The organism is Marivita sp., from assembly GCF_017643905.1.
Taxonomy (GTDB): domain Bacteria; phylum Pseudomonadota; class Alphaproteobacteria; order Rhodobacterales; family Rhodobacteraceae; genus Marivita.
Map to the genome: position 1 here is coordinate 1 of NZ_JAEPMO010000028.1, position 21,884 is coordinate 21,884.

19 protein-coding genes and 2 tRNA genes are annotated in these 21,884 nt (G+C 59.7%); 15 read left to right on the top strand and 6 right to left on the bottom strand.

Annotation, left to right across the window (positions count from 1 at the left end; translation table 11 throughout):
• Positions 1-102: 102 nt before the first annotated feature.
• Genes urtC through JJ869_RS06240 form a run of 5 tightly spaced genes read left to right on the top strand, consistent with a single transcriptional unit; the run spans position 103 to position 4,074 of the window.
• Positions 103-984, top strand: a complete 882-nt coding sequence (gene urtC / locus JJ869_RS06220) for an urea ABC transporter permease subunit UrtC (RefSeq protein ID WP_292265357.1) — start codon at positions 103-105, stop codon at positions 982-984.
• A 5-nt stretch (positions 985-989) separates the two neighbouring features.
• On the top strand, positions 990-1,730 hold the full coding sequence (gene urtD / locus JJ869_RS06225) for an urea ABC transporter ATP-binding protein UrtD (protein WP_292265359.1): 741 nt from the start codon (positions 990-992) through the stop codon (positions 1,728-1,730).
• A gap of 12 nt (positions 1,731-1,742) precedes the next feature.
• On the top strand, positions 1,743-2,432 hold the full coding sequence (gene urtE, locus JJ869_RS06230) for an urea ABC transporter ATP-binding subunit UrtE (protein WP_292265360.1): 690 nt from the start codon (positions 1,743-1,745) through the stop codon (positions 2,430-2,432).
• A gap of 21 nt (positions 2,433-2,453) precedes the next feature.
• A complete protein-coding gene (gene fmdA, locus JJ869_RS06235; RefSeq protein WP_292265362.1) occupies positions 2,454-3,683 on the top strand; it encodes a formamidase in 1,230 nt (409 codons plus the stop codon).
• Positions 3,684-3,741: 58 nt separating this feature from the next.
• Positions 3,742-4,074 (top strand): zinc ribbon domain-containing protein, encoded by a 333-nt coding sequence (locus tag JJ869_RS06240; protein ID WP_292265363.1) that lies wholly within the window; start codon positions 3,742-3,744, stop codon positions 4,072-4,074.
• 202 nt (positions 4,075-4,276) lie between these two features.
• On the opposite strand, the gene JJ869_RS06245 is transcribed toward JJ869_RS06240, so the two are convergent.
• Both JJ869_RS06245 and JJ869_RS06250 read right to left on the bottom strand, forming a co-directional pair.
• Positions 4,277-5,284, bottom strand: a complete 1,008-nt coding sequence (locus JJ869_RS06245) for an LLM class flavin-dependent oxidoreductase (RefSeq protein WP_292265365.1) — start codon at positions 5,282-5,284, stop codon at positions 4,277-4,279.
• 169 nt (positions 5,285-5,453) lie between these two features.
• A complete protein-coding gene (locus JJ869_RS06250; protein WP_292265366.1) occupies positions 5,454-6,302 on the bottom strand; it encodes a MurR/RpiR family transcriptional regulator in 849 nt (282 codons plus the stop codon).
• 66 nt (positions 6,303-6,368) lie between these two features.
• Here JJ869_RS06250 and JJ869_RS06255 point away from each other — a divergent pair, with 66 nt between their 5' ends.
• The 5 genes from JJ869_RS06255 (at position 6,369) to JJ869_RS06275 (ending at position 12,727) form a co-directional block, all read left to right on the top strand.
• On the top strand, positions 6,369-7,115 hold the full coding sequence (locus JJ869_RS06255) for a 5-formyltetrahydrofolate cyclo-ligase (protein WP_292265367.1): 747 nt from the start codon (positions 6,369-6,371) through the stop codon (positions 7,113-7,115).
• A gap of 41 nt (positions 7,116-7,156) precedes the next feature.
• Positions 7,157-8,128 carry an ABC transporter substrate-binding protein gene (locus JJ869_RS06260; protein ID WP_292265369.1) on the top strand — a complete coding sequence of 324 codons (972 nt, stop codon included), beginning with the start codon at positions 7,157-7,159 and terminating at the stop codon, positions 8,126-8,128.
• The gene (locus JJ869_RS06265; protein ID WP_292265371.1) at positions 8,128-8,898 is read left to right on the top strand and encodes an ABC transporter ATP-binding protein; all 771 of its coding nucleotides are present in this window, start codon (positions 8,128-8,130) and stop codon (positions 8,896-8,898) included. Before JJ869_RS06260 ends, JJ869_RS06265 begins: the two co-directional genes overlap by 1 nt.
• Entirely contained in the window at positions 8,888-10,459 is a 1,572-nt protein-coding gene (locus JJ869_RS06270; RefSeq protein WP_292265372.1) for an ABC transporter permease subunit, read from the top strand. The genes JJ869_RS06265 and JJ869_RS06270 overlap by 11 nt, the downstream gene beginning before the upstream one ends.
• A 474-nt stretch (positions 10,460-10,933) precedes the next feature.
• Positions 10,934-12,727 carry a gamma-glutamyltransferase family protein gene (locus JJ869_RS06275; RefSeq protein WP_292265374.1) on the top strand — a complete coding sequence of 598 codons (1,794 nt, stop codon included), beginning with the start codon at positions 10,934-10,936 and terminating at the stop codon, positions 12,725-12,727.
• A 216-nt stretch (positions 12,728-12,943) separates the two neighbouring features.
• Here JJ869_RS06275 and JJ869_RS06280 read toward each other — a convergent pair whose 3' ends face one another.
• Positions 12,944-13,678, bottom strand: a complete 735-nt coding sequence (locus tag JJ869_RS06280; RefSeq protein WP_292265375.1) for a LytTR family DNA-binding domain-containing protein — start codon at positions 13,676-13,678, stop codon at positions 12,944-12,946.
• Between the two features lie 594 nt (positions 13,679-14,272).
• On the opposite strand from JJ869_RS06280, the gene JJ869_RS06285 reads away from it, so the two are divergent.
• Both JJ869_RS06285 and JJ869_RS06290 read left to right on the top strand, forming a co-directional pair.
• Positions 14,273-14,349, top strand: a tRNA-Asp gene (locus JJ869_RS06285).
• Positions 14,350-14,378: 29 nt separating this feature from the next.
• Positions 14,379-14,455 (top strand) — tRNA-Asp (locus JJ869_RS06290).
• 15 nt (positions 14,456-14,470) lie between these two features.
• On the opposite strand, the gene JJ869_RS06295 is transcribed toward JJ869_RS06290, so the two are convergent.
• Genes JJ869_RS06295 through JJ869_RS06305 form a run of 3 tightly spaced genes read right to left on the bottom strand, consistent with a single transcriptional unit; the run spans position 14,471 to position 17,386 of the window.
• Positions 14,471-15,331: an alpha/beta hydrolase gene (locus tag JJ869_RS06295; protein ID WP_292265376.1), complete on the bottom strand. Its 861-nt coding sequence runs from the start codon at positions 15,329-15,331 to the stop codon at positions 14,471-14,473.
• Entirely contained in the window at positions 15,328-15,978 is a 651-nt protein-coding gene (locus JJ869_RS06300; protein ID WP_292265377.1) for a hypothetical protein, read from the bottom strand. Before JJ869_RS06300 ends, JJ869_RS06295 begins: the two co-directional genes overlap by 4 nt.
• A 31-nt stretch (positions 15,979-16,009) precedes the next feature.
• Complete coding sequence (locus JJ869_RS06305) at positions 16,010-17,386, bottom strand: M20/M25/M40 family metallo-hydrolase (protein WP_292265378.1); 1,377 nt, start codon at positions 17,384-17,386, stop codon at positions 16,010-16,012.
• Between the two features lie 285 nt (positions 17,387-17,671).
• Between JJ869_RS06305 and hemA the strand changes: the two genes are divergently transcribed.
• The 3 genes from hemA to ispG all read left to right on the top strand — a co-directional run bounded on the left by hemA (position 17,672) and on the right by ispG (position 21,843).
• The gene (gene hemA / locus JJ869_RS06310) at positions 17,672-18,895 is read left to right on the top strand and encodes a 5-aminolevulinate synthase (RefSeq protein ID WP_292265379.1); all 1,224 of its coding nucleotides are present in this window, start codon (positions 17,672-17,674) and stop codon (positions 18,893-18,895) included.
• A 128-nt stretch (positions 18,896-19,023) separates the two neighbouring features.
• Positions 19,024-20,607, top strand: a complete 1,584-nt coding sequence (locus JJ869_RS06315) for a helix-turn-helix domain-containing protein (RefSeq protein WP_292265381.1) — start codon at positions 19,024-19,026, stop codon at positions 20,605-20,607.
• 108 nt (positions 20,608-20,715) lie between these two features.
• On the top strand, positions 20,716-21,843 hold the full coding sequence (gene ispG, locus JJ869_RS06320; RefSeq protein WP_292265382.1) for a flavodoxin-dependent (E)-4-hydroxy-3-methylbut-2-enyl-diphosphate synthase: 1,128 nt from the start codon (positions 20,716-20,718) through the stop codon (positions 21,841-21,843).
• The last annotated feature ends 41 nt before the right edge of the window (positions 21,844-21,884 follow it).

Genomic DNA, 21,884 nt, shown 5'->3' on the forward strand with positions numbered 1-21,884 from the left:
CTTCAAGGCCAGCTCGGAGACCGCGAAAAAAAAGAGGAAGGAGACGCCAATGTTGACCCCGTCATGAACCGACCGACATACTGACAGGCGGGTCAAATCTCGATGACAATGCTGGGTCAGTTCTCAGTGACATCCAACACCACACCCGGCATTCCCGACTTCATGGACTGGAACCAGCTGACCGAGCTGCCTTGGTGGTGGGAACCGTTCTATTCCCTGCCTCTCGCACTGATCGCGGTGGTCGCGGTGCCGGTCATGTTCGCCTTCATCATCGGCGTGGCCATGTTCACCCGGCGGGTGGGCGGCGTCTACTTTGCCATCATTACACAGGCCTTCGCCGCGATCATGACGATCCTGATCATCGGTCAGCAGGGCTATACCGGCGGCGTCAACGGCATCACCGACCTGCGCACGCTGCTGGGCTGGGACATCCGCACAGACGAGGCCAAGACGATCCTCTATTTCGTCAACGGCGTGCTGCTTTTCGCGGTGCTGCTTGTTGCGCAATATGTCCGCAAGTCCAAGCTGGGCCGCCTTCTGATCGCCATGCGCGACCAGGAAGACCGCGTGCGCTTCTCGGGCTACAACGTCGCCAACTTCAAGATCTTCATCTTCTGCCTTGGCGCGGCCTTTGCCGGGATCGGCGGGGCGATGTTCACCCTGCAGGTTGGTTTCATGTCACCGACACTGGTCGGGAGCGTGCCTTCCATCGAGATGGTGATCTTCTGTGCCGTCGGCGGGCGTCTGTCGATCCTCGGCGCGGTCTACGGCGCGCTCCTTGTGAACTGGGCCAAGACCTCGCTTTCCGAAAGTTTCCCCGAACTGTGGCTGCTGGGCCTTGGCGGCCTCTTCATCGCGGTCGTCATGGTCTTCCCGAACGGTCTGGCCGGCGTCTGGTCCGAAAAGATCGAACCGCGCCTGCTCGAGATCATGGGCAAGAAGAAATCTGTAGCACCCGCGCCTGATGGCACCCCGGCGGAGTGATCGGCATGGACGAGCGTTTCATTCTCAAGGTCGAAGACCTCACCGTGTCCTTCGACGGCTTCAAGGCGGTGGATCACCTGAGCTTTTATGTCGAACCCAATGAATGCCGGGTGATCATCGGCCCGAACGGGGCAGGTAAGACAACCGTGCTCGATCTGATCTGCGGACGGACCAAGGCCACGGAAGGATCGGTTGTGTTCAAAGGCAAAGAGCTTTTGGCGATGCGCGAGGACCAGATCGTGCATGCCGGGGTGGGCCGCAAGTTCCAGACGCCCTCGGTCTACGAAGACCTGACCGTGTTCGAGAACCTCGAACTCAGCTATCCCAAGGGGCACGGCGTGTTCGGTGCGCTGGCCTTCAAACGCGACGAAACCGTCCGCGCCCGGATCAAGGAAATCGCGCAGACGATCTTCCTCGACGGGCAGCTTGATGAAAAGGCCGCCTTTCTGAGCCACGGGCAGAAGCAGTGGCTCGAGATCGGGATGCTGCTGATCCAGGACCCCGAGCTGCTCATGCTGGACGAACCGGTCGCGGGCATGTCTGTGGCCGAACGCAAGAAAACCGCCGAATTGCTCAACCGGATCATTCAGGACCGGTCGGTGATCGTCATCGAACATGACATGGGCTTTGTTGCCGACATCGCGACCCGCGTCACGGTCCTGCACCAAGGCAAAACCCTGTCCGAAGGCACGATGGACCGGGTGCAGAACGACCCGAAGGTCGTCGAAGTCTACCTCGGTCATTGAAGGAGTCCAGACATGCTGAACGTGAAATCCCTGTCCGCAGCTTATGGCCAAAGCGAGGTTCTGCACGGGCTCGACCTGACCGTCGCCCCCGGTGAGATTGTCGCCATCATGGGCCGGAATGGCATGGGCAAGACGACCCTGATGAAGACACTCATGGGCATCGTTCCCGAAAAATCCGGGGATGTGGCGGTGGGTGATCAAGCCCTGACCGGCCTCAAATCGCACGAACGCGTCGCCCGGGGCATTGCCTATGTCCCGCAAGGCCGGATGATCTTTTCCGCGATGACGGTGCAGGAAAACGTGGAAACCGGACTGACGGTGACCGGACAGTCCAAGGTGCCAAACGACATTTACGAGCTGTTCCCGGTGCTTCTGGAAATGAAGGATCGGCGGGGTGGTAACCTGTCTGGCGGTCAACAGCAGCAGTTGGCCATCGCCCGTGCGCTGGCCTCGAACCCTAAGGTTCTTCTGCTCGATGAGCCGACCGAAGGCATCCAGCCCTCTATCATCCGCGACATGGCCCGGACGCTGCGCAAGATCCGCGACGAAAAGGGCCTGAGCATCGTCGTTTCCGAACAGGTGCTCAGCTTTGCGCTCGACGTTGCCGACCGGGTGATGGTGATCGAGAACGGCAGCTTTGTGCATGACAGCCCGCGCGCGGGCATCGACGAGGCCAAGGTCTCGAAATTCCTTTCCGTATGACCAGCAGACCAGGAGGTAGACATGGCTGAGACACTGATTTCCGTAGAACTGAGCGAAAGCCCGCACACCAATGAGAATGTGCACAATCGCTGGCACCCGGACATTCCGATCAACGTGTGGGTGGAGCCGGGCGACGATTTTCGCATCGAAACCTATGACTGGACCGGCGGCCAGATCAAGAACGACGACGACGCGGCCGACGTGCGCGACGTGGAGCTTGAGCAGGTGCATTACCTGTCCGGCCCGATCGGCGTCAAAGGAGCTGAGCCGGGCGATCTGCTGGTGGTGGAGATCCTCGATATCGGCGCGAAAGAGGACATGCTCTGGGGTTTCAACGGCTTCTTCTCCAAGCAGAACGGCGGCGGTTTTCTGACAGAGCACTTCCCGCAGGCGCAGAAGTCGATCTGGGACATCGACGGGATGTTCACCAAGTCGCGCCACGTGCCGGGCGTGAAATACGCAGGACTTATCCATCCCGGCCTGATCGGCTGTCTGCCGGACCGCAAGATGCTGGATATGTGGAACGCGCGCGAAACCGCGCTCTTCAACACCGATCCGCAGCGTGTACCGCCACTGGCCGCCCTGCCGAACACACAAAGCGCGCATATGGGCGCGATGAAGGGTGAGGCGCGCGATGCCGCAGCTGCAGAGGCCGCGCGCACCGTTCCGCCGCGCGAACACGGAGGCAATTGCGATATCAAGGACCTGAGCCGCGGGTCGACCTGTTATTTCCCGGTCTATGTGGAGGGTGCGGGCCTTTCGATGGGCGACCTGCACTTCAGTCAGGGCGATGGCGAAATCACCTTCTGCGGCGCCATCGAAATGGCGGGCTGGCTGCATCTCAAGGTGTCGCTGATCAAAGACGGCATGTCGAAATACGGGATTCGTAACCCGATCTTCAAACCCTCCCCAATCACGCCGAAATACGACGATTACCTGATCTTCGAAGGCATCTCGGTCGATGAGAAGGGCGAACAGCATTACCTTGACGTGCATATCGCCTACCGTCAGGCCTGCCTTAACGCGATCGAGTACCTCAAGAAGTTCGGCTATACCGGCGCGCAGGCCTATGCGATCCTTGGAACAGCGCCCGTGCAAGGGCACATCTCGGGCGTGGTGGATATCCCGAACGCCTGTGCCACGCTCTGGCTGCCCAACGACATTTTCGAGTGGGACATGATGCCCAATGCCGACGGCCCGAAAAAGTACCTCGACGGAAGCGTCGACGTGCCATTGGCCCCCGATCTGTGATGTCCCTGACCGGTGCGGCCCATGTGGCTGCACCGGTTCCTTATTTAGGAAACTCACTATGCCCGTCTACGAATACAAATGCAGCGAGTGCGGCGTTTTTGAAACCGTGAAACCCATGCACGCCTTTGCTGACCCGTGCGACTGCCCCGATTGCGGTCAAACAGCGCCGCGCGTTCTGTTCAGCGTTCCGCACATTTCCGGTCTGAGCACGAGCACGCGGCGCGCGCACGAGACCAACGAACGCTCTGCCGACAGCCCCAAGCGCACCAGCACCCATGGCCCCGGTTGCGGCTGTTGCAGTGGCGCGGCAAAGAAAAACAGCAAGACGTTATATCGACCGGATGGATCAAAAAGCTTTCCAACCAAACGCCCGTGGATGATTTCTCACTAGCGCGGGTTTGGAGCAGAGAGTGCGCCCCTGGTAGCCCTGCCAACTGCGTTGGCCGGACACATTGTACCTGTCTTACCGATGCGGGCGGTGGAGCGACTTGTGCCGTCCTTAAGGTTGCTATTGGGCGCACCAGCGTCTGCTTTAGGAAAGCTGCACGCAGTACCTCGGCCCCCTGCTGATCGCTGGCAGGGGCATTTTCGCTTCAAGCCGCGATGGAGCCTTGTTTGATTTCGCCAAGGATCTCCGCGGTGATTTCGAAAGACCTCACGCGGGCGGCGTGATCGTGGATCATGCCCGTGACAATCAACTCGTCCGGCTGAAAACTGTCGAGAAGGGAGCGCAGCTGGCGGCGCACAGTTGCCGGTGATCCCGTGGCAGAGCAGGATAGGGCGTGCTGGACCTGCGCCATGACTGGTGCCGGTATCTCTTGGCCCAGATCGGTGGTCGGGTAGGGGAGCTTGCCCGGTCTGCCGGTGCGCAGGCGCGCAAAGGCCAAAAGCTGCGAAGATCGCAGGAATGCGGCCTCTTCATCGGTTGGTGCGGCACAGACCCCAGCCGCCATCATCACATAGGGTTCGGAAAGTCGTTCGGACGGTTGGAATGTGCTGCGGTAGATGCTCAAAGCCTCTTCCAGCATCGCGGGCGCGAAATGCGACGCGAAAGCATAGGGCAGTCCAAGCCACGCGGCCAGTTGCGCGCCATAGAGGCTTGAGCCGAGTATCCAGACGGGAACATGAGTGCCGCTGCCGGGGATGGCGCGCACCGGACTGTCCTCGGACGTGTCGTCTAAATAGCCGATCAACTCTTGCACGTCCTGCGGGAAACTGTCTTCGGGTGCCATATGCCGTCGCAGCGCCCGCGCGGTGGCCATGTCGCTGCCCGGTGCGCAGCCCAGACCAAGGTCGATCCGACCGGGGTAAAGCGTGGCCAGCGTTCCGAACTGTTCGGCGATGACCAGCGGCGCATGGTTTGGCAGCATGATGCCCCCGGCGCCGACACGAATGGTCGAGGTCGCTGCCGCCACATGTCCGATCACGAGTGCGGTAGCCGCACTGGCAATGCCAGGCATGTTGTGATGTTCGGCCAGCCAATAGCGGTGATAGCCGAACCGCTCGGCGGCCTTGGCCAAGTCAACCGTGGACGCCAGTGCATCTGCCGCGGTTTTGCCTTCGGGAATGGGTGACAGGTCGAGAAGCGAGAATTTCTGCATGAGAGTCTCCGTTAAAGGACAGCTAATCATCCTTGGTCGTCAAACCAAGCCGTTCATCCGCATAAACGGAACGCCAAAGATTGGCCTGCTGATTTATGTGACGCCACTTTGTCGATTTTTTGTGTTGGGAGCGGTGTTGAGATTGAGTTTGAAATAACCGCCCCACCGCTTACTCGAAGAGATCCAGCTCTTCGTCGATCCCGGTCAGCGTCGAAATGCGTTGACCGACAGTATCAGGGTTTCGGCCTAGATAGGCCACGGCAAGCAGTCGGATGATCGACAGCATGGTGGCATGTGTGGGCAGCAATCCATAGCTGGCGACATGACATGGCAAAACGACCTGCGAATACCGGGCGGCTTGGGGGGCGTAGACATGGTCGGTGATGGTGATCACCCGCATCCGTGTCGTTCGGGCATGGGCCAGAAGGGATTTCAGGATTTTCGGGCGTGGCTCGAACGTGAGCAGCACCATCACATCGCGCGGTCCTGTCATGGAAAGTTCCCGCGCCCAGCTTTGGCCCTGACCCTGCAGTTGGTGAACATCATGGCGGAGTCGCGAAAAGAGCGTGCATCCCAGCGTGGCCAGACCTTGTTCATCGCCAAACCCAACGAACCAGACGCGTGGCGCAGACTCCAGCAGCTCGGCTGTTTCAGGCAGGATGTCGGAGCGCAATTCTTCGAACGTGCGGGTCATGTTCCGCAGTTCCAGATCGAGATGATCTGAGATCGTCCGCCCAAGGCTGGCCGGTTCCGGAGACGATTCGAACGCCGTGTAAGGCTCCCGTCGATTGCGTTCCTCGCGGGCCTGGAGGCGGACCTCTTCGAAGTCGGCATATCCCAAACTGCGGAAAAAACGGGCAGTCGTGGCTTTGGACACGCCGGCCTGGGCAGCCAGTTCCGTCGCAGTGTGGGTTTCTACAAGACTCTGATTTTGCAGCAGGACTTGCGCAATCTTTCGCTCGCTCGACGTCAATCGGGCGGATCGTTCCTGGATTCTTAGGATCAGTCGGGAAGCCATTAAGGTCGAATTCTCTTGACGTTTGAAACCGATGTTTCATTCTTTTGAAACAATGAAACAACCGAAATGAACACGATGTCGACCTCCAGAACAATTCGCGAAAAAATATGGACGAAACTGCGGGATGTGGCGAGGCCGGATACACGCTTTCATCTGAATTTCGCGGAAGTCATCCCGGATTTTGACGGTTCAGAAACCGCGACAGACAGGATCGTCGAAGATCCGGCCTACAAGGCGTCGCGCTTTGCTTTCATTACGCCGGACAATTGTCTTGCCGATCTGCGCCGCAGGATGATCGAGGACGGCAAGCCCTTCGTGATGTCCACTTACGGTATCTACCGGGGTTTTTTGTATCTCGATCCGGCAACGGTGCCCGAGGGGGCTGCGCTCTATGCGTCCTGGCTGGATGGGATGGAGCATTTTGGGGTTCCGATCACCCTTGAAGAGATCGCTGCGAAAGGCCGGTTCGACTACCTTGTCACGGGGGCCTCGGCGGTGTCGGTGAACGGGGTTCGGTTCGGCAAGGGGCACGGGTTCTTCGACCTCGAATGGGGAATGTTCACGGATCTCGGTCTTGTTGATGAGAATACCCCGGTGCACGCATTGGTGCACGACGTGCAGCTTGTCGAAGAGCAACTGCAACCGTCCGAGACCGATATCCTTGTCGATCGCATCTTCACGCCCGACCGCACCCATATTGTCGAACGGCGCGCCAAGCGTCCGCGTGGCGTGAAATGGCCGCTGCTCGACCCTAAGCAGATCGCAGATACCCCGCCGTTGCAGGAGCTTCAGCGCCTGCAGGGGCTTGCCTGACCAAACCCGTTGGACCCAATCTCTAAACAGGAGCTTTCGCCATGAGACTCACACTGGACCGCCGCCGTTTCCTGGGCACGGCTGCCGCGAGCGCCGCCGCCGCGACTTTGCCTTTCCGCACCCGCGCCGCCACACCTTTCACAATGCAGGCCGCGTGGATCAACGACGCGGAATTTGCAGGCTATTTCATCGCCATTGACGAAGGCTACTATGGTGCTGAAGGTCTGGACATGACCTACCTGTCTGGCGGACCGGATGTCATTCCCGAGAGCACGATCATCGCGGGGCGGGCGGACCTTGCCCTGACGACGCCGGATACGACGATCAAGGCGATTGTTGACCAAGGTGCCCCATTCAAAATCATCGGGGCGCAGTACCAAAAGAACCCGATCGGGATCGTTTCTCTGGCATCCAACCCGATCAACGAACCGAAGGACCTGATTGGAAAGACGCTTGCGGTCCCGCCGGTGAACGTCATTTCCGTTAATGCCATGCTAGCGCTGAACGGGATTGACCCCGCCGATGTGAACATTGTGCCCTATGCCTATGATCCGACGCCGCTCATTCAGGGCGAGATTGACGCAAGCCTCGATTTCACGACCAACGTGCCCTACACGATCAGCCAGCAGGGCGTCGAGGCCACCTCGTTCCTGCTCTATGATTTCGGCTTCACGATCTACAACGATACGGTGGTCGTTACCGAGGAAACGCTGGCCACCAAACGCGCCGAGCTGGTCTCGTGGCTGCGCGCCTCGCGCAAGGGATGGGATGAGAACTTCAAGGACCCGAACCTCTGGCCGCCCAAGTGGAAGGACACCTGGTTTGCCGGAACAGGTCGCACCATCGAGAACGAGATCTTCTTCAACAATGCGCAGCAGCCCCTGATGGAAAGCCCGGCAGGGTTCATGGCGATGACCGAAGAAGGGATCGAAGCCAACCTGCGTGCCCTGAGCGAAGTCGGGATCAACGGCACGCGTGAGATGTTCGACACCACGCTGCTTGAAGAGATCTGATGTCGGCCCCGGACGGGATTGCCCTATCCGGGGTCTGCAAGACCTTTTCGGGGCGAGGGAAGGTTGTCGAAGCGTTGCGCGACGTCAGCCTGTCCTGCCCCGCAGGGTCTTTCACCGCAATCATCGGCCCGTCCGGGTGCGGCAAGTCCACGGTCATGCGGATCGCACTGGGTCTGGAACGTGCCGATGCCGGGACGGTGCGGATTGCAGGGCAAGCATCGCTTGATGCAGCCCGGGCCGGAGTGACCGGGGTCGCATTTCAGGATGCGGCCCTGTTGCCGTGGCGCAGCGTGAAGCGCAACGTGGAGGTGCCTCTCGAAGTCCTTGGCCGGTCGCGATCCACTGCGGCGGCGCATGTGCAGGACATGATCGAACTGGTGGGCCTCAAGGGGTACGAAAACGCATTGCCCGGCGAATTGTCGGGCGGGATGCGCCAGCGTGTGGCCATCGCGCGGGCGCTCGTGACCCATCCTCAGGTGCTGTTCATGGACGAGCCCTTTGGGGCGCTTGACCAGATTCTGCGTCGACAGATGAATGTCGAGCTTCAACGGATCTGGGCGGAGACCGGATCAACGGCACTTCTGGTGACGCACGGCATCGACGAGGCGGTGTTTCTCGCGGATCGAGTGGTGGTGATGCATGCGGTTCCGGGGCGGATTGTCGATGTGATCGAGGTGCCTTTTGATCGCCCGCGCCAACCCTCGCTTTTCTCTGACCCGGAATTCCACCGCGTTTGCGACCATGTCGCCGAGGTGCTGCATGGCGGCTGAGCCAAAAGGGCATTGGCGCGGGCTGCGCAACGCCGCGGTTTTGCTGTTGATCTGGGAGGTTGTTGGTCGGCTTGATCTTGTGGCCGGCGGTGCGCTGCCGGGGTTTTCAGAGATCGTAATCCGGCTCTACGAGGATTGGGGCGACTATCCGCGCCATATCTGGGCCACGGTCTATGCCTCGACATTGGGCTTTCTGATCGGCAATGCGTTTGGCATCGGGGCAGGGGTGATCTTTGCGATGTCGCCCACGATGCTGCGTCTGTTCCGCGGGGTGAATATTGCCGTCTTCGCCCTGCCACCCATCGCGATTGCACCCATCCTTGTTCTGACCCTGTCCGGTATGGCACCAAGGATCGCGCTGGCGGCATTGGGCGTCTATTTCGTCACTATGACGGCCACCGTGATCGGTCTGTCACAGGCCGACACCCGCGCAACGGATGTCATCCGCGCCTATGGCGGCAGTCGCTGGGATGCGTTGCGCCTTGTGCGGTTTCGCGGTGCCTTGCCCTCCATTCTGGCGGGTTTACGCGTCGCCGCGCCGAACGCAGTGCTGGGGGCGATCCTTGCGGAATTCGGCGGCGGCGGACGCTGGGGGCTTGGGGCCTATCTTCTTGGCTCACTTGGGCGCGGTGAGCCGGATCGTCTTTGGGGCATCGGCCTTGTCGCCACGCTGATCGCTGGATTGAGCTACGCGGGTTTTGCTCTTTTGGCGTCCCGCACTCTCGGGGCAACCCGCGCCGTGACCCTGAACACCGCCGTGCCAGAGACAGACACTGGCAACAGGTCCTTGGCTGTCCGTATCGCTCTGACCCTCGGCACCATCGCGTTGCCGTTCATCATGTGGTGGGGCTTCATCAAGCTGACCGGGGTGCCGGACCTCATTTCCAAGACACCGTGGGGCGTGGTTCAGTACCTGTTTTTGGGACCGACGGCAGAGAGCGCGCAGTCGCGATTGCTTGCGGCGCTGGCGGAAACCCTGCCGATCACCTTTGTCGGCATGGCCGCAGGGTTGCTGTTTGCCTTCCTGCTTGCGATCTCGTCGCGATTGTTTCCCCGCGCAATAGAGGCCTTTCTGCCGGTGGCTCTGGTCACACAGACGATGCCTTTGGTCGCGCTGACGCCGCTGCTGGTTCTCATCCTTGGGCGGGGCACGTCACTGACGCTTTGGGTTACGATATCGGTCACCTTCTTCCCGGCCTTCGTAACGCTGGCACAAGGACTGGCGCTTGTACCGCGCAGCGCCGAAGACGTGCCGCGCGCCTATGGCGCCAGCCGATGGACGGAAATGCGGATGGTCACACTTCCGGCTTCCCTGCCTTACCTTTTTGCGGCAACGCGACTGACGGTTCCCCGCGCGCTGCTGGGTGTGATGATCGCGGAATGGCTGGCGACAGGGAAAGGACTGGGCAACCTTCTGAACCAATCCCGAGGGTTTCTGGACTACGGTATGATCTGGACAGTTGCGGCTGTCTCGGTTCTTTTGTCGGTCATCTTCTATCAGCTGGTCGTCATAGTCGAAAAACGAGTCTTGCGCCGTCTTGGCATGGCGACGGCTGAATGAACGTGAGACTGCCTCCGTCCAAGCGGTGATTTGTGCGTCCGCCTGTTGGGCGACCACGGCATTCATGGTGGCTGTCTTTCCCATAGGAGGCCGCAGCCTAGGGGACAGTGCAAACAAGTGAGCTTTTAAACACCGATTTAGCGAAGAAAGACAATTTCTTGCGAGCTAAAGTTGCTGCAGTTTTGTGCCGTCTTTGTCTGCTGTTTGATGTTGACCGAGTTTGTACGGTTGACAGATCGGTCGGAACCCATGAGCGATTGGTTTCATCCAATCTGCACCACTTCTTGGAGCGCCATGCCGTACGACTGCCAAATAAACCCAGAAGACGCGCCCGAGGCCTGGTGCTTGCCTGAGGCGGTCCGGCAGATCGTTTGCGAGGGGTGACTGCCAACCGAATGCCAATTGGCGCAGGAACTCGACGCCGTGCCGTGGATGGCACTTGACCCGCGCGATACGTGAGACAAAGGGACGGATATGCAATTTACCACCAGACCCGAGATCAAGGGCACTTTCGGCGTCGTCGCATCGACCCATTGGATCGCTTCTGCCGTCGGGATGAAGATCCTTGAGGCTGGTGGCAGCGCCGCCGATGCCGCGGCCGCCATGGGCTTTACGCTGCATGTGGTCGAGCCGCATCTGAACGGGCCTTTGGGGGACATGCCGCTTTTGTGGCGCGGGGCCGGAGATGATGTGCCGCAGGTGCTCTGCGGGCAGGGGACGGCACCGACAGGGGCCACAATCGCGCATTACCGCGCCGAAGGGTTGGAGAGCGTGCCCTGTTCGGGACTTCTGGCAACGGTGATCCCTGGCGCGTTCGGGGCGTGGATGGCGCTGTTGCGGGACCACGGCAAACTGCCGCTGCGCGCGATCTTGGAGCCGGCGATCTACTACGCCCGACACGGCCACCCCGTGCTGCCGCATGTGGTCGCCACCATCGACGGGCTGTCCGACTTCTTCCGTGACGAATGGCCGACCTCTGCCACGACATGGATGCCCGGGGGCAGCGCACCCGAGGCGTGGTCGCTCATGCGCAACCCCGACTTGGCCGACACTTGGGACCGGTTGCTGGCCGAGGCCGAGGCTGTGTCGGGCCGTGAGGCGCAGATCGACGCCGCGCGGCGCGCGTTCTACGAGGGCTTCATCGCGGAGGCGATCGATACATGGATGCAGGACGCTTCTGTGATGGATGCGTCCGGCGCGCGGCACAAAGGCGTGTTGACCGGTCAGGATATGGCAAGTTGGACAGAGACCTGGGAGACGCCGCTATCCGTCGACTACGAAGGCTGGACTGTCTGGAAGCCGGGCATGTGGAGCCAGGGGCCGAGCCTCTTGCAGGCTTTGCGCCTTCTTGATGGCTCCGGCATCGCCGACATGGACAGTCGAAGCGCGGACTTTGTGCACACGGTCACCGAGGCGATGAAGCTCGCCTTTGCAGACCGCGAAGCCTATTACGGCGATCCCCTGCACAGTGACATCCCAACCGAAACGCTCTTGTCGCGCGCTTATGCCGACACCCGTCGCGGGCTATTGGGGCCAAAAGCATCGCTCGACCAGCGGCCGGGTCGGATCGACGGCTTCGCCCAACAGGCGGATGCCGCCATTGCCCGCGCGAAAGCCAGCGAGGAAGCCTCCGGGGGAGGCGTGGGCGCAGGCGAGCCAACCATGGCGCACCTGTCGGAAAAACGTGGCGACACCGTGCATATCGACGTGATTGACCAATGGGGCAATTCCGTTTCGGCGACACCTTCGGGAGGCTGGCTGCAAAGCTCGCCTGTGGTGCCGGGGCTTGGCATGCCGCTCAATTCCCGCGCCCAGATGTTCTGGCTGCAAGAGGGGCTGCCCACGTCGCTTGCCCCCGGACGGCGTCCGCGCACAACGCTTTCACCGTCCATGGCGCAGGCACCCGATGGCACACGCCATGCGTTTGGCACGCCGGGTGGCGATCAACAGGACCAGTGGCAGCTTATGCTGTTTCTAAGGTTGGTGCATTCCGGCATGAACCTGCAGGAATCCATCGACGCGCCGCTCTTCAACACCGCGCATTTCCAGGGGTCGTTCGATCCGCGCCCGGTTCGGCCCGGCCACCTTATGGTGGAACCAGCCTTTGGCGAGGCGGTCATCGCCGATCTGCGCGCGCGCGGCCACGATCTTGAAGTTGCCGAGCCGTGGACCGTCGGCCGCCTGACCGCCGCATGCCGCACACCCGACGGGATGCTTAAGGCCGCCGCAACACCGCGCCTGATGCAGGCCTATGCCGTAGGACGCTGAGGAGAAAACCGGAGAGATGGGCGTCGCCGTTGCGATGCAAGCGCATGTCAATTGAGGCGTCCGCGACCGATTTCTGAGCCTCAGGTTAGGGTCCCGAGGACGTGCTTAGAACGCGTGTCGCCGCTTTACATGATGTCCTTCTGAAATCCGAACCGAGGTTTTGATTGCGAACCGCGCGGCGTCCTCACTGCAGGCGTTCCGTCAAGCTGACGCGGTTTATTCAGCCGGGTTTACGTGGGTTTGAAGCCAGGCGATCACGTCGTCCGTCCGGGTTCGCGCGACAGGGACTTCGGTATCGTCGCGCAACCGAAGGACAAGACGGCCATTCTTGCGTTCTGCGCGAATGGCAGGGTCGCGGGCGACCCACCACGACCGGTGTGGCTGCATGCCATCTTCGGTCTGGGTCTGGGCCACGATGTCCCCCAATCGGGCCCGGGCAACCGATCTTTCGTTCTCGAATGTCAGGTGGACATGGTGCTCGCGTGCCTCGATATGCAGAAGTCCTGAGAGATCAACCTTCTCGCCACCAACAATGAGGTGTCGGCCTGTCGTTTGGTTTTCAAGCTCTTCTTCATTCTCGGCCTTGATGAAGCTCTCGGGCATGATGAACCGGTAGAACACGGTTTCGAGCCCCTGAACCGAGAAAAAGTAGAACACCAATTGTCCCACGAAATCGTAGGCGAACGTGCCATTGCTCATGACCCGCACGGATGCTTCGCACAGCATGACTGTCGGGATCAAAGCAAGGAACCCGACAATTGGCAGCGGAATCCGCAGTCGTGGAATGTAGTGGGTGAGCGCTGCAGCAACTGTCAGGCCGAGAAGTTTCATCATGATGTAGAACGCGAAGGAAACCGGCCAGAATCCGATCGAGAACCACAGCGGCACATAGGGTCTGGCACCAGAGGGGTCCGATGCGACGAAAGCCAGCATGCTCAGCAAAAGGAACAAGACAGTGCGCTCGTGGCGCAGGACGCGAAAGAATGAGGCAGGGCTGAAAGACACATGTCCGCCCAGCAGGTCCCAACACCTGATCTCTGTCTCAAGTAAGTGTCTCACTGCAGACCGAAACCCCCAACACGTTCGGTGACGTGACAATATGAAAATTTCGGCTTCAGGCAATCTTAAGATAGTATGTAATTATCGAATGTTTTTCATATTGACGCTAATGCGCATCACTTTTGATATGAAAATGGCAGATCGACGCTTCTGGTGAAATATTTGTCCATAAAATCGGAGCGTTATATTGTGTTAACTTGTTGTGAATCACTGGATCCCGTAATGAAATCCGGTTGCATTTTGCCACTTTCAGTGTCGGTTGATCCGGTTCTGCCCATCCGTTTCGTCCAGACTGTGTCAGGTTTGGGCGGGTCTTGCGGGCCGAGACGGTGCTGTTGCAAAGGTCTTGCCGAAGGCCAGAATAGATTTGTCGGCGGCAGCATTCCGAGGATCGAATTTTTGCATCAGAAAAGCGCGTGAAAGCGCTTGACGGGGCAGGGCGCTGACCATAGAACCCGCGTCACGCCCAGATGCGGGCGGCAGTGAGCGGTTGTAGCTCAGTTGGTTAGAGTACCGGCCTGTCACGCCGGGGGTCGCGGGTTCGAGCCCCGTCAACCGCGCCACCACTGCCCGAAGCATCTACGTGAAATGCGCGGTTGTAGCTCAGTTGGTTAGAGTACCGGCCTGTCACGCCGGGGGTCGCGGGTTCGAGCCCCGTCAACCGCGCCATTTCCCTTCTTCCGATCACAGAGAGTTGAGAAAGCCCAACAGCGCTTCGGTCGTGGCTTTGGGCGACTGATCCGGAAAGAAATGCCCACCCTCAATGGCGGCATGCTGCATATTCGTCAGCCGGTCGGCCCAGGTCGCCGGCACATCCAGCAAATGCGCCATCGCACCGTCCTTTCCATAAATCACAAGCGCGGGACAGGTGACGCTGCGGGACAGGTCAGAACGATCGTCTGCCCAGTCCATTTCGATCGCCGCCCGATAGTCGTTGCACATCGCGCGGATGCAATCCGGGTCGCGCCACGCCCTCTGATACTCGGCCAAAAGATCGGTGTCGAAATCGCTCAGGCTGGCTTTTCCGAATCCCAAGAGGCAGCGCTCGAAATAGGCGTCCGGGTCATGGCCGATCATGGTTTCGGGGAACGGATAGGGCTGTGCCAGAAACAGCCAATGGTAATAGGCCTTGGCGAGTTCTGTTGTCATGTTGGTCAACAGGTGCTCGGTCGGCACGATGTCCATGATCGTCAAGCTTTGTACGGCCTGCGGGTGATCCAGTGCCATGCGGTGGACTGTTCGCGCGCCACGGTCATGTCCAACGGCGTGGAAGCTCTGAAACCCCAGCGATGCCATCAGGGCGACCATGTCCTGCGCCATGAGGCGAAAGCTCATCTCGGGCATGGAGCTGGGTTTGCTGCTGTCTCCATAGCCACGCAGGTCAGCGGTGATGACTGTGTATTTGTCGGCGAGGGCCGGGATCAAAGGACGCCACATGGCGCGGGTTTGCGGGAAGCCATGCAACAGCAAAAGAGGCGGTCCGTTTCCGGCCACCTCGTATGCAATGCTCTGGTCGTCTGTGGTGAAATGTTCCGGCTTGTTCATTTCGGTGAGGATGACACCATCACAACGCTTGTCCAGTCGATATTCGCGATATCCGACGTCTTGGCCTGCGCAAAGGTCAGAACGTCTGCCGGGCTTTCGAAGCCGGCATATTGAAGGCCGGTTTCCAGATGGGTCGGATCCATATTGCTCACGCCGATTGCGGCGACGGCACCGACGACAAGACCCGCTGCATTGCCACGACCCGTTGCACGTGGGTTCACGACGCGGAGCATGTTGGCCAGGTAAAAGACAATAAGACCGACAATAAAAAGAGTGATGCCGTTCATCGCGTAATGCACGAATTCCAACGGCCAGCCGGAGCGCACCAGAAGGTCCTGAACGGTGTCAGGGTTGTTCGCGGTAAACAAGGCTGTCAGGGCGATACCGAAACCAAGACCAGTCATCATAACCGGGCTGTTGGATTTCCGCGACGATCTTCTGCCCATTTGCCAGGGCTGGCGTTCTTCGCGCGCTTTGGCGGGGAGCCGTGCAAATGCCGGGTCCAGCCGCTGGATGCGAGCATTGAAATCGTTACGATCTTGTTTACGTTGTACGTGTCTCATGGCGTTAACTATTCGCGGTAAATTGTGTCCAGATTTGGAAGTGCCCGTGACCAAGTTGCGGAAGTCTTCGACAGTTTTAGACATGTGACGCCTCGTCGCTCGGCCTGATTTGCCCTTATTCCTTGGTCAGAGCGTCCAAAATACGGGCCCAGCTTCTCGCGCCCTTATGAAAGCTTTCGATGTCGTATTTCTCGTTTGGGCTGTGAATCTGGTCATCATCCTTGCCAAAGCCGATCAGCATGGATTCAGTGCCCAGAAGCGATTGGAAGTATCCGGCGACCGGTATCGATCCGCCGCTACCGATGAAGGCGGCCTCATCCGGCCATTCATCGCTCAACGCAACACGCGCCTTTTCAAAGGCCGGGTTGTCAATCGACATCACCGAAGCGGGTGAGGCACCGTGCGCCTTGAACGAGACCTTGCAATCCTTGGGGGTCAGATCGGTGACCATCGTGCGCAGGTTTTCACGAATGGCATGCGGGTCTTGTTGGCCGACCAGACGGAAACTGATCTTGGCGCTGGCCTTCGAGGGCAGCACGGTCTTGAACCCTTCGCCCTGATAGCCACCGCCAATGCCGTTGACTTCGCATGTTGGGCGGGACCACAGCATCTCGAGCGCGCTGCGCCCGGCTTCTCCGGAAAGTTCGCTAAGTCCAACATCCCCAAGAAACGCCTTGTGATCAAAGCCAAGCGCTTCCCACTGTTGCATCAGGTCGTCCGGAATGTCCGCCACGCCGTCGTAGAACCCTGGAACCGTCACGCGGCCATTCTCGTCATGCAGCGCTGCGATGATGCGACTCAGCGCGCGAATTGGGTTCATCGCAGCGCCGCCATACATTCCTGAGTGCAGGTCGCGGGTCGGGCCAATGATTGTGATCTCTTCCTGAAGCATGCCGCGCAGCATGGTCGTGATGGCAGGCACCCGGCTGTCGAACAGTCCCGTGTCACAGATCAGGGCAATGTCCGCTTTCAGTTCGTCGGCATTTTCTTTGAGGAAAGGCACAAGCGACGGAGACCCCGATTCCTCTTCGCCTTCAAAGAAGAAGGTGATCTTGCAGGGCAGGCTGCCATGTTCGGCAATCCAGGCGCGACAGGCCTCTACAAAGGTCATCAACTGGCCTTTGTCATCTGCCGTACCCCGACCGCGCAGCACTTTGCCCTTGGGCGTGTCTTCGAGTTGCGGATCGAAGGGATCGTTGTCCCACAGGTCCAGCGGATCGACCGGCTGTACGTCATAGTGCCCGTAGAACAAAAGATGCGGGCCGGGGCCGTCGATATGGCCGACGACCATGGGATGGCCGGGGGTCGGGCGTTTTTCGGCAGTTACGCCCATCGATTGCAGATCGGCCACCAGCCAGTCGGCCGCGCGGTCGCACTCGGCCTTAAAGGCCGGGTCGGTGGAAATAGACGGGATGCGCAGCAGTTCCTTCAGACGCTCGAGGCTGTCCGCGAGGGTGGAATCAATGCGGGCAAGGACGGGATCGACGGACATGTGCGTGCTCCTTTTCATGTTTCGTCGGACCCTATCACTGCGCTTGTTGCTGTCCAGAGCGGCAAAAAAGGTGCCATCCCCATCAATGATGCAAAGAAAATGCAGTTTTCAGGTCCAAGTGCGCGGGCAGAGCCGGGGTGTTTGACTCAGATCAAGGCTGCGACGGTTGGTCATTCCTTAAGCACATTGTCATGAGGGGATCCGATCTATATCCATTCTAAAACGTGAATGCGACGCAGGGCGATGGAGAACGCCTCTGAAGATCGCAGACTGAAGGAGACGCCGGTGCACTACGTAGACAAACTCGACGAAGCCCTGAATCGTTTGCACGAGGAAGGCCGCTACCGGACGTTTATCGACATCGAGCGTCAAAACGGTCAGTTCCCGCACGCGGTCTGGCGCAAGCCGGATGGCTCCGAGCAGGACATCACTGTCTGGTGTGGCAATGACTATCTGGGCATGGGCCAACACCCGGTTGTTCTGGCCGCAATGCACGAGGCGCTTGATGCGACTGGCGCGGGATCGGGCGGCACACGCAACATTTCGGGAACGACCGTCTATCACAAGCGGCTTGAAGCCGAACTTGCCGACTTGCATCAGAAGGAAGCCGCGCTTCTCTTCACCTCCGCATACATCGCAAATGACGCAACGTTGTCGACTCTGCCGAAATTGTTCCCCGGTCTCATCATCTATTCGGATGCGCTCAACCATGCGTCGATGATTGAAGGTGTCCGTCGTAATGGCGGGTCCAAGCGGATCTTCCGGCACAACGATGTGGCGCATCTGCGCGAGCTTCTGGCGGCTGACGATCCCGATGCGCCCAAGCTGATCGCGTTCGAGTCGATCTATTCCATGGATGGCGATTTCGGCCCCATCGAAGCGATCTGTGATTTGGCAGACGAGTTCGGTGCGCTGACCTATATCGACGAAGTTCACGCGGTGGGCATGTACGGCCCGCGCGGCGCTGGCGTGGCAGAGCGTGAAGGTCTTATGGACCGCATCGACATCATCAACGGCACCTTGGCGAAGGCTTACGGCGTGATGGGAGGCTATATCGCATCATCTGCAAAAATGTGTGATGCGATAAGGTCTTATGCTCCGGGCTTCATCTTCACCACGTCTTTGCCGCCTGCTGTTGCTGCTGGTGCAGCGGCGTCGGTCGCTCATCTGAAGACAGACCAAAGCCTGCGCGACCAGCACCAGTTGCAAGCCCGCATCCTGAAGATGCGCCTCAAGGGTTTGGGCCTTCCGATCGTCGATCATGGAAGTCACATCATCCCGGTGATTGTGGGCGATCCGGTACACACCAAGCAGATGTCCGACATGATGCTCGACCGTTTCGGCATTTATGTTCAGCCGATCAATTACCCGACTGTCCCGCGCGGAACCGAGCGTCTGCGCTTCACGCCGTCGCCGGTACACGGTCCGAAAGAAATTGATAAGCTGGTGCAAGCGATGGATGAGCTTTGGGCGCATTGTGCGCTGAATCGCGCCGAACTCAGCGCCTAGCACTTGGAATCAGTGCATTAAACCTTGTCGTGTGCTATCTAAAGAGTAATAAAACGCGCGACTCGACTCACCTGGTACGCGCGAAGCAGGCAGCGTGTAGACGGTTTGTACGGCAAGGGGCAGCGAGTATGATTGGGCGAAAATCCCCAAAACTATCGCAGGATATCACCGAGGCGAAACCGCGTGGGTTCGATGATTTCGAACTCAGGCTCGGGGATGTCATGCGCGGGGAACGCGCGACGCTCGGGAAATCCCTGTTGGATGTGCAGCGCGAGTTGCGCATTAAGACCAGCTATATCGCGGCCATCGAAAACTGTGACCCGACCGCGTTCGACACGCCCGGCTTTATTGCTGGCTATGTCCGGTCCTATGCTCGCTACCTTGGGATGGATCCGGACGACACCTATGCGGTGTTTTGCGCCGAAAGCGGGTTCGAGACGGCGCATGGCATGTCCGACGCCGCATCTTCGCGCAAGAAATCCGAAATATCGCCCGTCATTGGTTCTGGCGCACCCCGAGACCCGTTTTCACAGCCGGTCTTGCCTTTCGCTCCGGGCAGCGATTCCCTCTTGTCGCGCATCGAGCCCGGCGCGATCGGATCGACCCTTGTGCTGGCGCTTCTTCTCGGCGGACTGGGCTATGGCGGCTATTCCGTCCTGCAAGAGGTTCAGCGCGTGCAGGTGGCGCCTGTGGACCAGACGCCCGTCGTGCTGAGCGATCTTGATCCGCTCCAGACAACAATCCCGTCGACAGAGCCATCGGTTGAAACAGCCGATGCGGGCGTTGCAGCAGGTGTGTTCACCCCTCCGACCACTGTCGAGTCATTTGATCGGCTCTACCGGCCCCAGGCATTGGATGTTCCGGTGCTTGTGGCGCGGGATGCACCGATCTCGACGCTTGATCCAAACAGTGTGGGCGCGTTTGCGCAGGTCGCAACAAAGGCGCTGCCGAATGTTGACCTTGAGCCGGCCGCAGTGCGGTCTACCCTAGCGGCTGGTCTTCCGCAGGCCGGTGTGACGCTGATCGCGGCGCGTCCGGCATGGGTTCGGGTGCGCGGCGATGACCGCTCTGTGATCTTCGAACGCGTGATGGCCGCTGGGGAAACGTGGACCGTTCCTGCATCCGAAGCCGATGCGCTTTTGAATGTCGGTGAAAGCGGCGCGTTGTATGTCTCGGTCAACGGACAGACTGTTGGTCCGGTTGGCCCTGCGGGAACCATCACCTCTGATTTGTCGCTTGACGGACCGACACTTGCGGCGGTGCTTGAGCCGGTCAGCTTGAAATCTGACCCGGACCTGAACCGTGTTCTGGCAGACCTCGGCACAGACACATCGCAGCCCGTGATTGGCCAGCCGAGAATCCTCGAAGACAGCGCACCCGGGGTGACCCTTGTTGCAGTCCGCCCGGCGTGGATCCGCGTCCGAGCTGCGGATGGCTCCGTGATCTACGAGACAATCATGAACGCGGGCGACACCTATGAAGTGCCGATGACCGAAGAGCCGCCGACCTTGCGGGTGGGTGAATCCGGTGCGATCTATTTCGCGATGAACGGTCAGACCTATGGCCCGGCAGGCGCGCGTGGGTCGGTGACATCTAACCTTGCTTTGTCTGTAGATCAACTGTCCCAGACCTACTCGGTTGCGTCGATCGAAGCGGACAGCGATCTGGCCCGCGTGGTCGCAGAACTCGCTGTCGATCAGCGCGTCGACTAAGGGCCATCTCCTCTGTGTGAAAGCTTGAAGCGCCCGTTCAGCGGGCCTAGCTATATGCGCGAAACAACTGTACAGTTTGGTTGACACTTTCTGCCGGAGGAGGGCTACATGAGCCTCAATCACATTCGTCCATGGCGCAATATCTACCGTCGTAAATCGCGTCAGATCATGGTGGGCAATGTGCCGGTTGGGGGGGATGCCCCGATCACCGTGCAGACGATGACCAACACGCTGACAACGGATGTGACAGCGACCATCGCGCAAGTGCAAGCCGCGGCGGATGCCGGGGCAGACATCGTGCGGATTTCGATTCCGGATGAGGACAGTTCTCGCGCGCTCAAGGAAATCGTGCGCGAAAGTCCTGTGCCGATCGTGGCGGACATCCATTTCCATTACAAACGCGGGATTGAGGCCGCTGAGGCGGGCGCGGCCTGTCTGCGGATCAACCCAGGCAATATTGGGTCCGAAGCGCGGGTGAAGGAAGTCATCAAGGCCGCACGCGACCACAATTGCTCGATCCGCATCGGCGTCAATGCCGGGTCGCTGGAAAAGCATCTGCTTGAGAAATATGGCGAACCCTGTCCGGATGCGATGGTCGAGTCGGGTCTCGACCATATCAAGATCCTGCAAGACAATGATTTTCACGAGTTCAAAATCAGCTGCAAGGCGTCCGACGTCTTCATGGCGGCAGCGGCCTATCAGCAATTGGCCGAAGCGACGGACGCGCCGATTCACCTAGGCATCACCGAGGCGGGTGGCCTGACGACGGGCACGATCAAATCGGCGATTGGCCTTGGCAACCTGCTCTGGATGGGCATTGGCGACACGATCCGCGTCTCTCTCTCGGCCGATCCGGTGGAAGAGGTGAAGGTCGGTTACGAGATCCTGAAATCGCTCGGCCTGCGCCACCGTGGAGTGAACATCATCTCCTGCCCAAGCTGTGCGCGGCAGGGGTTCGACGTGATCAAGACGGTCGAGGCACTGGAAAAGCGGCTGGAGCACATCAAGACGCCGATGAGCCTGTCGATCATCGGCTGCGTGGTCAACGGACCGGGCGAGGCGTTGATGACCGATGTCGGATTTACCGGCGGCGGAAACGGGTCGGGGATGGTCTATCTCGCGGGCAAACAAAGCCACAAGATGTCGAATGATCAGATGATCGACCACATCGTCCAAGAGGTCGAGAAGAAGGCAGCGGCTCTGGAAGCGGCAGGGGCGCAGGAAGCGGCGGAGTAGGGGGAAGCCGCTTCGAAGCGGCTTGCACCTCGAAAAATAGT

Coding starts and splice junctions, on each gene's coding strand:
- fmdA (WP_292265362.1), top strand. CDS start 2,454: ATGGCTGAGACACTGATTTCCGTAGAACTGAGCGAAAGCCCGCACACC.
- JJ869_RS06255 (WP_292265367.1), top strand. CDS start 6,369: ATGAACACGATGTCGACCTCCAGAACAATTCGCGAAAAAATATGGACG.
- urtD (WP_292265359.1), top strand. CDS start 990: ATGGACGAGCGTTTCATTCTCAAGGTCGAAGACCTCACCGTGTCCTTC.
- JJ869_RS06305 (WP_292265378.1), bottom strand. CDS start 17,386: ATGTCCGTCGATCCCGTCCTTGCCCGCATTGATTCCACCCTCGCGGAC.
- JJ869_RS06245 (WP_292265365.1), bottom strand. CDS start 5,284: ATGCAGAAATTCTCGCTTCTCGACCTGTCACCCATTCCCGAAGGCAAA.
- urtE (WP_292265360.1), top strand. CDS start 1,743: ATGCTGAACGTGAAATCCCTGTCCGCAGCTTATGGCCAAAGCGAGGTT.
- JJ869_RS06250 (WP_292265366.1), bottom strand. CDS start 6,302: ATGGCTTCCCGACTGATCCTAAGAATCCAGGAACGATCCGCCCGATTG.
- JJ869_RS06260 (WP_292265369.1), top strand. CDS start 7,157: ATGAGACTCACACTGGACCGCCGCCGTTTCCTGGGCACGGCTGCCGCG.
- JJ869_RS06275 (WP_292265374.1), top strand. CDS start 10,934: ATGCAATTTACCACCAGACCCGAGATCAAGGGCACTTTCGGCGTCGTC.
- JJ869_RS06265 (WP_292265371.1), top strand. CDS start 8,128: ATGTCGGCCCCGGACGGGATTGCCCTATCCGGGGTCTGCAAGACCTTT.
- urtC (WP_292265357.1), top strand. CDS start 103: ATGACAATGCTGGGTCAGTTCTCAGTGACATCCAACACCACACCCGGC.
- JJ869_RS06240 (WP_292265363.1), top strand. CDS start 3,742: ATGCCCGTCTACGAATACAAATGCAGCGAGTGCGGCGTTTTTGAAACC.
- JJ869_RS06300 (WP_292265377.1), bottom strand. CDS start 15,978: ATGTCTAAAACTGTCGAAGACTTCCGCAACTTGGTCACGGGCACTTCC.
- JJ869_RS06315 (WP_292265381.1), top strand. CDS start 19,024: ATGATTGGGCGAAAATCCCCAAAACTATCGCAGGATATCACCGAGGCG.
- JJ869_RS06270 (WP_292265372.1), top strand. CDS start 8,888: ATGGCGGCTGAGCCAAAAGGGCATTGGCGCGGGCTGCGCAACGCCGCG.
- JJ869_RS06295 (WP_292265376.1), bottom strand. CDS start 15,331: ATGAACAAGCCGGAACATTTCACCACAGACGACCAGAGCATTGCATAC.
- ispG (WP_292265382.1), top strand. CDS start 20,716: ATGAGCCTCAATCACATTCGTCCATGGCGCAATATCTACCGTCGTAAA.